Raw genomic sequence first — 14238 nt, forward strand, 5'->3', positions numbered from 1 at the left:
GCAAGGCGGGTGAGGGTGCCAACCTTGTCCTCGTCGGGCCCGGCGGGCACCGGCGGGGCCTCTCGCGCCTTGCTGGCGATCGCGTCAAGCCGCGCCACCCAGGGACCGGTGTCGTCGAGCGCGCCGGGTGTCGCCGCCAGTTCGCCGACGAAAGCCTTCAACTCGCTGCGAACCGGGATGAGAGCCGCGTTCTTCGGCGCGGCATGGCTATGCAATGCACGTGCCGCCGAGAGCGCCCACAGAAGCTGGCCGATCGTGCGACGGACCGGATGGGCGCGGGTGGCGAAGCTTGGCGCCTCGAGCCTTGCATAGGTGCGCATCTCGGCCAGCGTCTGGGCGTCGGTGATCAGCTTGCGCTGGAGACCGGCAAGCGTTGGGGCGTCACCGCCCGAGAAGGCGCCGCCGGCGTAGGTGGCAAGATCAAGGATGCTGCGCTTCAGCCTGGATATGATGGCGTCTGCCGCCAGCTTAGGCAGGATCAGCCGGCTGGTCAGGCCGGCGCAGACGATGCCGAGCACGATCTCGGCGCAGCGCGCGACGGCGAGATCGACGACAAGGTGCGGCTGACCGAACGCGGGCAGGCCGATGATCATCGCGGTGTAGCCGGCAAGCGCGGCGCCATAGGCTTCCGGATTGCGCAGCAGCGACGAGACCAGCGTGCAGATCCCGATCCAGATCGCGAGCGCGGCGACCAGTAGCCAAGGGTTGGCGCCGAACAGCGAGGTGATGCCGATCGCGGCCAGGCCGCCGGCCAATGTTCCGATCAGCCGGTAGAAGCCCTTGGCCAGCACCATGCCGGCGACCGGCTGGGCAACGATGAAAACCGTCATCATCGCCCATTGCGGATGATCGAGCCTGAGGGCATAGGCGGAAAGAAGCGCGACCAGCCCAGCCGACACCGTGCGCAGGGCGAAGATCCAATCCGAACGCGTCGGCTGTGTCAGTCCGCCGAACCTTGCCTCGATAACATCCTTCAGCCGCGCCAAGGTCACATGCTCGTCTCCGCACCGGAGCCTGATATGGACCGGTCGGCGGTCAGATATCCAGCACGTCCGCCTCGGCGAATTCGGCGCGCTCCTGGATGAAGCGGAAGCGCGCCTCCGGCTTGGTGCCCATCAGCGCGTCGACCGCGTCCTTGGTCGCCGCTTCGGCGTCGATCACGTCGACCCTGAGCAGCGTGCGCTTCCTGGGATCCATGGTGGTCTCCTTGAGCTGAGAGGCCATCATCTCGCCCAAGCCCTTGAAGCGGCCGATCTCGACCTTGGCGCGGCCTGTGAACTCGGTGCGCAGCAGCTCGTCCTTGTGCGCGTCGTCTCGAGCATAAGCGATCTTGCCGCCCTGCCGGATCGAATAGAGCGGCGGCACCGCCATGTAGAGATGGCCGCCACGCACAAGGTTCGGCATCTCCTGATAGAAGAAGGTGATCAGCAGCGAGGCGATGTGGGCGCCGTCGACATCGGCGTCTGTCATGATGATGACGCGGTCGTAGCGCAGGTCCTCGTCGCGGTATTTCGAGCGCGTGCCGCAGCCGAGCGCCTGGACAAGGTCGGAGATCTGCTGGTTGGCGGCGAGCTTGTCGTTGCCGGCGCTGGCGACGTTGAGGATCTTGCCGCGCAGCGGCAGCACCGCCTGGCTGGCGCGGTCGCGCGCCTGCTTCGCCGAGCCGCCGGCGGAATCGCCTTCGACGATGAACAGTTCGGCACCGGCGGCGGCGTTCTGCGTGCAGTCCGCGAGCTTGCCCGGCAGGCGCAGCTTGCGCACCGCGCTCTTGCGCGACACTTCCTTTTCCTGGCGCCGGCGCACGCGCTCGTCGGCGCGCGCAATCACCCAGTCGAGAAGCTTGGAGCCCTCCTGCGGATTGTCGGCCAGCCAGTGGTCAAACGGATCGCGGATGGCGTTTTCGACGATGCGCATCGCCTCGATCGTCGCCAGCCTGTCCTTGGTCTGGCCGACGAATTCCGGCTCGCGGATGAACACCGAGAGCATGCCGGCGGCCGAGATCATGACGTCTTCCGAGGTGATGACCGAGGCGCGCTTGTTGCCGATGAGATCGGCATAGGCACGCAGCCCGCGCGTCAGCACGTTGCGGAAGCCGGCCTCATGCGTGCCGCCTTCGGCGGTCGGGATGGTGTTGCAGTAGGAATTGAGGAAGCCGTCGCCGCCGAACCAGGTCACCGCCCATTCCAGCGATCCGTGGCCGCCCTGCTTGTCGCTTTTTCCCGCGAAGACCTCGCGCGTGACCTGGAATTCGTCGCCGAGCGTGGCCTTGAGATAGTCCTTCAGGCCGCCCGGGAAATGGAACTCGGCCTTGGCCGGCGTCTGGTCCTTCTCCTTGATCAGCGACGGATCGCAGGTCCAGCGTATTTCGACGCCGCCGAACAGATAGGCTTTCGAGCGGGTCATGCGGTAGAGGCGCGCCGGTTCGAACGCGGCGCCCTTGCCGAAGATCTGCTCGTCGGGGTGGAAGCGGGTCCTGGTGCCGCGGCGGTTATGGACCTCACCAAGATGCTCAAGACCGCTCACCGGGATACCGCGCGAGAAGCGCTGGCGGTAGAGCTGACGACCCCGCGCGACTTCGACCTCGAGATGGTCGGACAGCGCGTTGACGACGGAGACGCCCACGCCGTGCAGGCCGCCGGAGGTCTCATAGACCTTGCTGTCGAATTTGCCGCCCGAATGCAGCGTCGTCATGATGACTTCGAGTGCCGGCTTCTTGAATTTCGGATGCGGATCGACCGGGATGCCTCGTCCGTTGTCGGTGACGGTCAGGAAGCCGTCGGCCGACAGCTCGACATCGATGAAGGTGGCATGGCCGGCGACCGCCTCGTCCATCGAATTGTCGATGACCTCGGCGAAGAGATGGTGCATCGCCTTGTCGTCGGTGCCGCCGATATACATGCCGGGCCGACGCCGCACCGGCTCAAGGCCCTCCAGCACCTCGATGTCGGCCGCGCTGTAGCCTTCGCTGCCGTCGCGCGAGGCGGCCGGGCGCTTGGCCGCCGCCTGCACCAGCGGATCGGCCGGGCGCGTGGTGGCGCGAACCGGTTGCGGCTGCTTTTCCAGGTTGCCGAAAAGGTCGTTGCTGTCGTCCATGCTGGCCATTAGTCCGGTACTGCGAATCACTCTTCGATACTGCCACGCTTTTGACGGGCGAACGAGGTTCCTGTTCCGTTCGGGGAATTCGGCTCCTCTTACTCCAAAACCTTTCGATAACCAAGCTGGCGGAAATAGGTCGAATCCAACGGGTTCGGATACCTGATTCTTTAACAATAACCCCTAGCGTGAGCCCCAACGAATAAAAGACCACGGGCGTCAGGGGTTTCGCGTGAGGGGCAAGGCCATAACAATGATCGGCATCGCCGCCGTCTTCGGCGCGATCTCGATCTTTGCCGCGGATTTCTGGGTCAAGAGCCAGGCGAAAGCCGATTCCGAAGAGAAAACGGCTTCGATCGCGATGCCTGCCGAACCGAAGGTCGAGTTCAAGACCATTGTCGTGGCCAATGCGCCGCTGCGCTACGGCATGCAGCTCGACAAGGCGCAGCTCAATGAAATCCCGTGGCCGCAGGATTCTCTGCCGCAGGGCGCGTTCACCTCGGTCGACGAACTGCTGAAGCAAGGCAGTCGCGTGGTGCTGTCACCGATCGAGATCAACGAACCGGTGCTGCTCACCAAGCTGTCGGGGCCGAACGGCCGCGCGACACTTTCCAACATGCTGTCGCCCGGAATGCGGGCGGTGACCATCCGCACCGATGAGATCGCCGGCGTTGGCGGCTTCGTCACGCCGGGCGACCGCGTCGATGTCGTGCTGACGCGTGATGCCGGCGATATCCAGGAAGTCGCCAAGAACGCGCAGGGCGCATCCGGCTCGACGATCACCTCTGAAATCGTGGTGGCCGATGCCAAGGTCCTGTCCGTCGGCCAGGGCGCCGACGAGCGCCAGACCGAGCCGCAGGTTGCCAATTCGGTAACCCTCGAGGTGACGACCGAGGGCGCGAAGCAGGTGGCGCTGGCCCGCACCGTCGGCACGCTGTCACTGTCGCTCCGCTCCGCCAGCGACAGCAGCGCCGGCAAGGACGGCCTCACCACGATCTCATCCTTCGGCGGCTCGGTGGCGGCAAACGCGGGGGCGGCTGCCGGCGCGCTGTTCGAGGCGGTGGCGAAGGAGCCGGAGAAGCCGCAGTTCAAGACAATCATCGTGACGCGCGGCACGAAGGCCGAGGAATACAAGGTGCCATCGCCGGACCAGCAGCAGCAATAGCCGGTGGGGACCGGCGGGGACAGGACAATGTTTGGGCTGAACATACATAGCGTGAAGCGGGGGCGGCGCCTCGCGGGCGTGTTTGCCGTGGCGGTTTCACTGGCCGGGGTCGGCATGCTTGTCCTCAGCGGGCAGGCGCGGGCCGGCAATGACATCGTCTATGTCTCGGCGACCAAGAACGCATCGATCAAGGTGGCCAAGGGAAAGCCGCGGACGATCATGACGAGCGCGGCCTTCTACCAGATCGTCATCGGCGATCCGGAGATCGCCAACGTCAATCCGCTGACCGACAAGTCCTTCTATGTGCTGGGCAACAATCTCGGCACCACCGGCATCGCGCTGTTCAATGAGAACAAGCAACTGGTCGGCACGATCGACATCGAGGTGACGCTCGACACCGAGCAACTGGCGAACACCATTCGCGCCAGCGTGCCGGATGCCAAGATCAACGTCGGCTCGGCCAATGGCCGCGTGGTGCTGTCGGGCGAAGCGGACGATGCGGTCGCGGCCGAAAAGGCGAACAAGATCGCCACCCGTTTTTCCGGCAACGAGGAAGTCATCAACTCCGTCAACATCTCGTCCTCGCAGCAGGTCCAGCTCAACGTCCGCTTCGTCGAGATCAATCGCCAGGCCGGGATGGATCTCGGCGCCAAGTACAGCGCCAATTTCGCCTATGGCCTTGGCGGCCGCAACGTGGCGATCGAACCGGGCGATATTCCGGCGGCCGGAACTGGCGAGGTCATCGGCCGGCTGTTGTCGAACGGCGTTTCGATCGACATCGCCATCAAGGCGCTGGAGGAGCGCGGCCTTGCCCGGCGGCTGGCCGAGCCGAACCTGATCGCCCGTTCGGGCCAGACGGCGAGCTTCCTCGCCGGCGGCGAGTTCCCGATCCCGGTCTCCGAGGAAAACGGCAAGATCAGCGTCAGCTACAAGAAATACGGCGTCAGCCTGGATTTCACCCCGACCGTGCTGAAGGACGGGCTGGTCAGCCTCGACATCGCGCCGGAAGTGTCGTCGATCGATGCGTCCGCCTCCTACAATATCGGCGAGATCTCGGTGCCCGGCTTCATCGTGCGCCGGGCCAAGACCTCGGTCGACTTGAAGAACGGCCAGAGCTTCATGATCGCCGGCCTGCTGCAGTCGCAGAACGACATCACCACCTCGCGCCTTCCGGGTCTCGGCAAGCTGCCGGTGCTGGGCTCGCTGTTCTCGTCCAAGGCCTATCAGCGGCGCGAGACCGACCTGGTGATCATCGTCACGCCCTATCTGGTCAAGCCTGTCGATCCGTCGAAGAAGATGGTCGAGCCGACCGACGGCACGCAGCCGGCCAGCAATTCGGACTACTTCCTCAACAATACCGAGGAAGTGAAGGCTTCCGACCCGAACCGCGCCCTGGCGATGGCCGACGGCCGCGTCACGCAGCCCGCCGCGCCGACGGCAGGGCATTTCCTCGACCTGCCGAAGGATTGAAGTCATGCGTCCGGTTCCAGGCTTGATGGTTGCCCTGCTGCTCTCCGGTCTCTGCGGCTGCACCAGCGACGACTATGTGCGCACCGAGGGCGTGACGCCCGCCGCCGGCAACGCGCAGGCGGCCAATACGGTCATGCAGATGGTCGATCCGTGGAAATACGGCGTCCAGAACACCAGGCTGCTGCTGCCGGCGCAGCGCACCGGCACGTCGACGGCCGCCGCGGCCGGCGAGGCGGCGGGTGCCAAGACGGCTGAGACGACGAGCGCGACAACCAACTGATTTGGCACTGACCAGGCGGGCTGACGACATGGCAAGCGGCATCAAGAGCAAGAAGATACTGCTCGTATCCACCGACAGGACGTTCCTGCAGGACACCCGCACGGCCTTCGCTGCTTCGGACGTCATCGAGCTTTTGACGGTCGACAAGAGCGTCAACGAGTTGCGCGGCGAAGTCCAGGAGACGGATTTCGGCGCGCTCATCGTCGACATGGACGCGGCGAAGCTGGAAGAGATCGAATCGCTGCAGCGCATCATGCGCCGGCTGGAAGGCCGGGTCCCGGTGGTCGTGGTCACGCAGGAATTCAACGCAGCGGCGGTGCGCATCCTGGTCCAGCTCAAGGTCGCCGACTTTCTGGTCAAGCCGATCACCACCGCCGACCTGGTGCGTTCCGTCGTGCGGGCGCTGCAGGGGCCCGGGCGGGAGGAAAACACCGAGTCGCAGATCTATACCTTCATGCCCGCCGCCGGCGGCGTCGGCACCACGACGCTGGCGCTGCAGACCGCCTTCCAACTGCATCATTCGGTGACGCGCGGCGCCTCGACCTGCGTCGTCGACCTCAATTTCCAGCAGGGCGCCTGCGCCGAATATCTCGATCTCGAGCCGCGCTTCGACATTACCGAGATCGAGAACCAGCCGGAGCGTCTCGACCGGCAGCTGCTGGACGTGATGCTGTCCAAGCATGCGAGCGGGCTCTGCGTGCTGGCGGCGCCGACGCGCCCGTCGGAGATGCGCTCCTTCAAGACCGACGTCGTGGTGCGCATGCTCGACCTCGTCTCGGCCTATTTCGACAATGTCGTCATCGACATGCCGCGCACCTGGTTCCCATGGACCGAGACGGTGCTGCTCGGCTCCAACAAGCTCTATATCGTGGCCGAGATGACGGTGCCGTGCCTGCGCCACACGCAACGCCTCATCCAGGCGATCTACGAGACCGCCGGCAGGGAGGTGAAGCCGAACGTGATCGTCAACCGCTTCGAGCAGAAGATGTTCGACAACGGCATCAAGCAGGCCGATGTCCAGGACATCCTCGGCGAGCATTTCGTCGGTGGCATCTCGAACAATTACCGGCTGGTGCGCGAGGCCGTAGACCGTGGCGTGCCGCTGCACGACATCGACCCGAACGCCAATGTCGTCAATGACCTGAAGAAGATCATCCTGCCCGAGGAAGCGGTGACGACGACGGCCAAGTCGAAGTCGCTGTTCGGCCTCGGCAAGGGCCTGCTGAAGAGGAAGGCCGGATGACCAGCCGCTTTTCAACGCTCCAGAACCGCGACCTGCGTCCGCAGCGCCCAGCCGAGGCGGCGCCGGTGACGCAGCACACCGTGGTCATCCCGACGACGCGCAAGCTTGTCGCGCCGAAGGTCGAGGCAGCCCCCGCCAAGAGCGCCAACAAGGTGCTCGACGCGCGGGTGCGTATCCACCGCATGCTGCTCGAGGAAATCAACCTCGTGGCGCTGGAACGGCTGCCGAAGGACGAGATGCGCCGGCAGGTGCATGAATTCGTCTCGGAAAAGACCCGCCATGAGCGAATGGCGATCAACACCGCCGAGCTCGACGCGCTGGTCGACGACATCGTCGACGAGATGGTCGGTCTCGGCCCACTGGAGCCGCTGCTCAAAGACCCCGAGATCAACGACATCCTGATCAACGGCCACCAGAATTGCTTCGTCGAAAGGCGCGGCAAGCTGCAGCAGGTGCATATCCCGTTCAAGGACGAGGCGCATCTGCTTCGAATCATAAACAAAATCGTCGCCGCGGTCGGCCGTCGCGTCGATGAGTCGGCGCCGATGGTCGACGCGCGCATGCTGGACGGCTCGCGTTTCAACGCCGCCATCCGGCCGGTTGGCGTCGACGGGCCGCTGGTGTCGATCCGCAAATTCTCCAAGAACAAGCTCGGCCTGCACAAGCTGGTCGAATTCGGCGCCATCACCCAGAACATGGCCGAGGTGCTGGCGGCGGCCGTGCATGCCCGCAAGACCACCATCATCTCTGGCGGCACCGGCACCGGCAAGACGACGATGCTGAACGCGCTGTCGGCCTTCATTCCCGAGGACGAGCGACTGATCACCATCGAGGACGCCGCCGAGCTGCAATTACAGCAGCCGCATGTCGCGCGCATGGAGACACGGCCCGCCAATATCGAGGGCCACGGCGAACTGAAGCAGCGCGACCTGGTCAAGAACGCGCTGCGCATGCGCCCCGACCGCGTCATCCTCGGCGAGTGCCGCGGCGAGGAAGCCTTTGACATGCTGCAGGCGATGAACACCGGCCATGAAGGCTCGATGGCGACCATCCACGCCAACACGCCGCGCGACGCCATCTCGCGCTTGGAGCAGATGCTCGGCATGACCGGCATGCCGATGACGGTGCAGTCGATCCGCAGCCAGATCGCCAGCGCCATCGACATCATCGTGCAACTGACCCGTCTGTCCGACGGCAAGCGCAAGGTGACCAGCGTCGCCGAGGTGACCGGCATGGAAGGCGACGTCATCCAGATGCAGGAGATATTCCGCTTCGTGCGCACCGGCATGGAGGCGGACGGCAAGATCCTCGGTCACTACGAGGCGACCGGAATCCGCCCGCGCTTCCTCGAGGACCTGCGCGCCATGGGCATCGAATTCCCGGGCAAGTATTTCGAACCCGGCCGTCCACAGGAGTAACCGGTGTTCGGAGGCTTCAGCGCGATCTACGTCGTCTATGCCGCGGCAGCGCTCACCGGCATCATGATCGCAGAGGCGTGCTACCTGCTTTATGCCGGCCGCAGCGACAAACGCACCGCAATCAACCGGCGCATGAAGCTGCAGGAGAACAAGATCAGCCAGGAACAGGTGTTGATCCAGCTGCGCAAGGAACGCGGCCTGGAGGCCGGCAGCTCGGTGTTCTCGCTCGACCGGTTCCACGCCTTGCGCACTCAGTCCGGCATGACGATGCCCCTGTCCAAATTCCTGGCGATCACTTCGGGCGCGGCGCTGGTGGCGGCGCTGGTCGCCATCTGGTACGGACTGCCGTTGCTGCTCGGCCTTCTATTGTTTGTCGTCCTCTTGCCGGTGCTGCCCGTCATGTCGCTGCGCTTCCAGCGCGGCCGCCGGCTGAAGCGGTTCGGCATGCAGTTGCCGGAGGCGCTGGAACTGATCACGCGCGGCCTGAAGGCCGGCCATCCGGTGCCGGTCGCCATCTCCATGGTGGCGCGCGAGATGCCGGACCCGATCGGCACTGAGTTCGGCGTCATCGCCGATGAGGTGACCTACGGCTCGGACCTGGTTTCGGCGCTGAATTCGCTGTTCGACCGGGTCGGCCATGAAGACCTGCCGTTGTTCGTCACCGCCGTGTCGATCCAGAACAGTTCGGGCGGCAATCTGCGCGAGATCCTCGACGGGCTGTCGTCGACGATCCGCGAACGCGGCAAGCTGCGTCGCAAGGTGCGCGCGATTTCGACCGAGGGCCGCATGTCGGCCTATATCCTGACGGCCGTGCCGGCGCTGCTGTTCGCGGCCATCATGGTGATGATGCCGCAATTCTACAAAAGCGTCTGGGGCGAGCCGAAGACCTGGTACTTGCTTGGCGGCTCGGTCACCTGGCTGATGCTGGGCAATGCCATCATGTTCAAGATGTCGAACTTCAGGTTCTGACATGCAGGCTGTGATCGAATTCCTCGCTTCGCTCGCGCCGACCTCGCTGTTGCCGGTTGCGGTGCTGCTGCTGATGCTGGGTGGCAGCGCGGTGGCCTGGCCGCTGGTCGTTGCCAAGGGCGACCGCAACGAGGTCAAGCGCCGGCTGAAGGTGGAGGAGAGCAGCAAGGCCGTCGAGCAGACTGAGCCTGCGCCGCGGAAGAATTCCAACGCGGTGCGCGAGAAGGCGGTGAAGCGGGCGCAGGAATTCTACGCCAAGAGCGACCCCGAGAATGTCGCGCGGCTGCGCATGAAGCTCATCCAGGCCGGCTACATGGAACCGCGTGCTGTCGGCACCTTCTTCCTGATCCGCTTTGCCGCCTTCGTCGGCCTGGCTCTTGGCGCCCTGCTGCTCAACCACTGGATGGCGAGCGCGGATTCGACCATGACCAGCCGCTGGACCTTCGTCATCCTTTCGGGCGCTGCCGGCTATTTCCTGCCCGGTCTGGTGCTGACCCAGAAGGTGCGGGAGAAGATGCGCGAATACCGCAACGGCTTTCCCGACTTCATGGACCTGATGATCGTCTGCTCCGACGCCGGCATGAGCATGGAGGCCGGCATCGAGCGCGTCTCCAAGGAGCTCGCCAAGACCTATCCTTCGCTCAGCATGAACCTGCAGCTGGTATCGCTGGAGCTCAGGGCCGGGCGCAGCCTCGACGATGCGCTCAAGGCGCTCGCCGATCGTCTCAGCCTCGATGAGGTGCGCTCCTTCGCGACGCTGCTGCAGCAGTCCAAGGAACTGGGCACCAGCCTGTCGGGGGCGTTGCGCGTCTTTTCCGACGAGATGCGGCACAAGCGCATGTCGCTGGCCGAGGAGAAGGCGCATGCCCTGCCAGCCAAGATGTCGGTGCCGGTGACGGTATGCATCCTGCCGGTGGTGCTGATGATCGCCATCATCCCGATCATCGTAAAGATGACGACCGCGCACTGAACCCACGGCAACGCTGGTTAACGCATCCTTTGCGCGCAACCGAAATTTAGGGGCATTTCAGCACCGAAGCTTAATCGCTGCTGTGTACAGTGCTCCCTGAAGAACGACCCGGCAAATCGGGCGATGGGGCAGGGGCATGCGTCACAGACATCCCGCGGCAATGGCCGCATTGGCAGCCGTCTTGATGATCACTGGTTGCACGACCAGCAGTAACAGCGTCGACACGACCAAGACCACCGCGATCCAGCCAGCGTCCAAGGATGTCAGCGCTTCCGACCTGGCGGAGGGCAAGGCGCAGTTCCGCGAGGCGAATTACGGCCTTGCCGAAAAGCATTTCCGCAAGGCCGTCGAGCTCAAGGCCGACAATGCCGAAGCCTGGATGGGGCTGGCCGCTTCCTATGACGAGCTCGGCCGTTTCGACTTCGCCGACCGCGCCTATGACCAGCTCTTGAAGGTCGCCGGCCGCAAGCCGCAGATCGTCAACAACATGGGATATTCGCAACTGCTGCGCGGCAACAGGACGAAGGCAAGGGTTTTGCTGCTCGAGGCCAAGGCCCACATGGCCGATCCGACCGTGGTCGACGCCAACCTCGCGCTGCTGAACAAGAGCTAGAGGGCTTTCGCGCCTAGACTGAATCGTTCCGCCCGAATCGACTTAGTCGCTGCGAGACGAGACAATTTCAACCGGCACTATTTCCTGTTTGTCGATTTGCAAAAGACAATTCGACGGATGCGGCTTCCTGCTGGCGGACGCCGCTTTGTCAGCCGCATGCGCGATGCACAACATCGGGCATGCGGCCTCTTTCGCACGGGTCGCGTCGCGATCGTCGACAGAACTGTTTCAATATAAACCAGAACGTCTCTAGTCTTCGCGCGTGCCCTTCATAGTAGTGGACGCTTTGTAAACCTTGTCCGAAGGTTGCGTCGAAAGGTTAGCTGAAAACGGTGTCGGCGGGCCGTCGTTAACCTAGAATGGGGATGCAACCGACGTCTCCCAAGAGGCTGCGCTCAAGAATGTTGGATTTTAGTTCGCTCCTGCTCGCGGCGGCGCTGTCGGGCTCGTGCCTCAGCATCACGCTGTTTGCGATCTGGTTCACCGCGCCGCGGGCGCACTTCGTGCTGACGGTGGCGTGCGGCATGCTCGTGCTTGTCGCGCATGTCGTGCTGTTCTGGCAGTACACAAAGGAGCCCGGCCCTTTGCTGTGCCAGGCTACCCTTGCGCTGCTCAACCTGGGTTTTTTGGTGATCTGCCTGTCGTCCATGCAGTATCTCAGCGTGCCCGGCTACAAGCGCGTGATTGTGCCGACCCTGCTAGCAATGACCGTTTGCGCCGCCGTCACCTATTTCGGTTTTGACGGTATCGGCTTCATCCTCACCTATGCGACTGTCACGGCGTTGCTCGTCGTGATCGGTGTGATGTTTTGGATCAAGGGCGGCGGTCATGATCGCCGGATCCTGCTGGTCGTCTCATTCCTCAGCGGCACCTGTGCGGTGTCCTTCGCACTGTGTGGCTTAGTGCTGGCGATCCGTGGACAGTGGGTGCTTGGCTTGGCACCCAACAATTGGGCCGAACGGCTGAATTCCGTCGTTGCGGTCGCCTGCATGACCGGTCTCGGCGCGCTGACGCTTTCGCTGCACCACTTGCAGGCGCAGATCGAATTGAAGGCCGAGACCCTGACCGATCCACTGACCGGGCTGATGAACCGGCGGGCGCTGAACTCGCTCTATGGCGAGCGCGCCTTCGGACCGTTCATGGCGGTGGTGATGTTCGACCTAGACCATTTCAAGAGGACGAACGACCTGTTCGGCCATCCGGTCGGCGACAAGGTTCTGTGCCGCTTCGCCGCGATCATCAGGAAGTACGGCAGGAGCGGCGTCGACGCCTTCCGCCTTGGCGGCGAGGAATTCGCGCTGGTCATGTCGCGCATGACCGAAGACAAGGCCTTCGATCTTGCCAGCAAGATCGGCGTCGCCTTCGGCGCCGAGGTGGTGCCAACCCCGCGCGGCCCGCTGCGCAGCACTGTCAGCGGCGGCATCGGCTTCGGCAAGGCCGAAGGCAGCAGCCTCGACGATGTGCTGGCCGAGGCGGACAAGGCACTCTACGCGGCCAAGCATGCCGGACGGAACTGCGTTCTTGTCCTGGACAAGGTGAGCAAGGCCGACGGGCCGGCCTTGCGTTCCGCTTGATCGCTCCCGAGCGCTACTCGGCAGCGCCCAGATATTCCGACAGCGGCGGGCAGGAGCAGACGAGGTTGCGATCGCCGGCGACATTGTCGATGCGCGACACCGGCGGCCAATATTTGGCCGACGTGTCGGCATCGCCTGCGGGATAGGCCGCTTCCAGACGCGAATAGGGATGCGTCCAGCTGCCGGCCAGCGCTTCCGCCGCGGTGTGCGGCGCGTTGACAAGCGGGTTATCGTTGAGCGGCCACTCGCCCTTCGCCACCTTGGCCGCCTCGCCGGCGATGGCAATCATCGCCTCGCAGAAACGGTCGAGCTCGCGCTTGGGCTCGGACTCGGTCGGCTCGACCATCAGCGTGCCGGCGACCGGGAACGACATGGTCGGCGCATGGAAGCCATAGTCGATCAGCCGCTTGGCAATATCGTCGACGCTGATGCCGGCGCTCTCCTTGAGCACGCGCGTGTCGAGGATGCATTCATGCGCGATGCGATCGTGCCTGCCCTTGTAGAGGAGCGGGAAATGCGGCGCGAGCCGTGTCGCCACATAGTTGGCCGAGATGATGGCCGTCTCCGTGGCCTGCTTGAGGCCAGAGGCGCCCATCATGCGGATGTACATCCAGGTGATCGGCAGGATGGAAGCGCTGCCGATCGGCGCTGCCGACACGGCATGCGCCGACCCTTCCGTGACATGGCCCGGCAGATAGGGCTTCAGATGCGCCTTGACGCCGATCGGGCCGACACCCGGACCGCCGCCGCCATGCGGAATGCAGAAGGTCTTGTGCAGGTTCATGTGGCAGACGTCGGCGCCGATGTCGCCTGGTCGGGCGAGGCCGACCAGGGCGTTGAGGTTGGCGCCGTCGAAATAGACCTGGCCGCCATGCTCATGGATGAGCGCGCAGAGGTGGCGCGCGCCTTCCTCGTAGACGCCATGCGTCGAGGGGTAGGTGAACATCAGCGCCGCGAGATTCTTGGAATGCTCGTTGGCCTTGGCCCTCATGTCGTCCATGTCGATATTGCCGTCCTCGGAACAGCGCACGACGACGACACTCATTCCCGCCATCGCTGCGCTCGCGGGATTGGTGCCATGCGCGGAGGACGGGATCAGGCAGACGGTGCGATGACCCTCGCCGCGCGAGCGGTGGTAGGCGCGGATGGCGAGCAGGCCGGCATATTCGCCCTGGCTGCCGGCATTGGGCTGCAGGCTGACCGCATCGAAGCCGGTGATTTCCGACAGCCAGCCTTCCAGCTCGCCGGCCATGGCGCGATAGCCGGCCGAATGGCTGGCCGGCGCGAAGGGATGCAGGTTGGCGACGCTCGGCCAGCTCACCGGCATCATCTCGGCGGCGGCGTTGAGCTTCATGGTGCAGGATCCCAGCGGGATCATGGCGCGGTCGAGCGCCAGGTCCTTGTCGGCCAGCCGGCGCAGGAAGCGCATCATGTCCGTCTCGG

The 14238-nt window shown here is 64.4% G+C and carries 12 protein-coding genes; 9 read left to right on the forward strand and 3 right to left on the reverse strand.

Annotated features, from left to right (window positions below; translation table 11 throughout):
* The coding region (locus EN742_RS07910) for an FUSC family protein (RefSeq protein ID WP_148670050.1) at positions 1 to 992 on the reverse strand (992 nt) is incomplete at its 3' end.
* A gap of 43 nt (positions 993 to 1035) precedes the next feature.
* Positions 1036 to 3093, reverse strand: a complete 2058-nt coding sequence (gene parE, locus EN742_RS07915) for a DNA topoisomerase IV subunit B (RefSeq protein ID WP_126054267.1) — start codon at positions 3091 to 3093, stop codon at positions 1036 to 1038.
* 253 nt (positions 3094 to 3346) lie between these two features.
* Between parE and cpaB the strand changes: the two genes are divergently transcribed.
* From cpaB to EN742_RS07960, 9 genes are all read left to right on the forward strand, one after another.
* Positions 3347 to 4258, forward strand: coding sequence for a Flp pilus assembly protein CpaB (gene cpaB / locus EN742_RS07920; protein WP_126054268.1), 912 nt, complete (start codon positions 3347 to 3349; stop codon positions 4256 to 4258).
* Positions 4259 to 4372: 114 nt separating this feature from the next.
* Positions 4373 to 5728 (forward strand): type II and III secretion system protein family protein, encoded by a 1356-nt coding sequence (locus EN742_RS07925; protein WP_245455664.1) that lies wholly within the window; start codon positions 4373 to 4375, stop codon positions 5726 to 5728.
* Positions 5729 to 5732: 4 nt separating this feature from the next.
* On the forward strand, positions 5733 to 6008 hold the full coding sequence (locus EN742_RS07930) for a hypothetical protein (protein ID WP_128332631.1): 276 nt from the start codon (positions 5733 to 5735) through the stop codon (positions 6006 to 6008).
* Positions 6009 to 6036: 28 nt separating this feature from the next.
* A complete protein-coding gene (locus EN742_RS07935; RefSeq protein ID WP_126054271.1) occupies positions 6037 to 7251 on the forward strand; it encodes a response regulator in 1215 nt (404 codons plus the stop codon).
* Entirely contained in the window at positions 7248 to 8669 is a 1422-nt protein-coding gene (locus tag EN742_RS07940) for a CpaF family protein (RefSeq protein WP_126054272.1), read from the forward strand. The genes EN742_RS07935 and EN742_RS07940 overlap by 4 nt, the downstream gene beginning before the upstream one ends.
* Positions 8670 to 8672: 3 nt before the next feature.
* Entirely contained in the window at positions 8673 to 9638 is a 966-nt protein-coding gene (locus EN742_RS07945; RefSeq protein ID WP_127422172.1) for a type II secretion system F family protein, read from the forward strand.
* A 1-nt stretch (position 9639) separates the two neighbouring features.
* On the forward strand, positions 9640 to 10608 hold the full coding sequence (locus EN742_RS07950; protein ID WP_126054274.1) for a type II secretion system F family protein: 969 nt from the start codon (positions 9640 to 9642) through the stop codon (positions 10606 to 10608).
* A 136-nt stretch (positions 10609 to 10744) separates the two neighbouring features.
* The gene (locus EN742_RS07955) at positions 10745 to 11221 is read left to right on the forward strand and encodes a tetratricopeptide repeat protein (RefSeq protein WP_126054275.1); all 477 of its coding nucleotides are present in this window, start codon (positions 10745 to 10747) and stop codon (positions 11219 to 11221) included.
* Positions 11222 to 11622: 401 nt separating this feature from the next.
* A complete protein-coding gene (locus tag EN742_RS07960) occupies positions 11623 to 12795 on the forward strand; it encodes a diguanylate cyclase (protein ID WP_126054276.1) in 1173 nt (390 codons plus the stop codon).
* 13 nt (positions 12796 to 12808) lie between these two features.
* Here the strand turns inward: EN742_RS07960 and gcvPB are convergent.
* The coding region (gene gcvPB / locus EN742_RS07965; RefSeq protein ID WP_128332632.1) for an aminomethyl-transferring glycine dehydrogenase subunit GcvPB at positions 12809 to 14238 on the reverse strand (1430 nt) is incomplete at its 5' end.

Origin of the sequence: Mesorhizobium sp. M4A.F.Ca.ET.020.02.1.1 (genome assembly GCF_004022645.1) — a bacterium.
GTDB lineage: Bacteria > Pseudomonadota > Alphaproteobacteria > Rhizobiales > Rhizobiaceae > Mesorhizobium.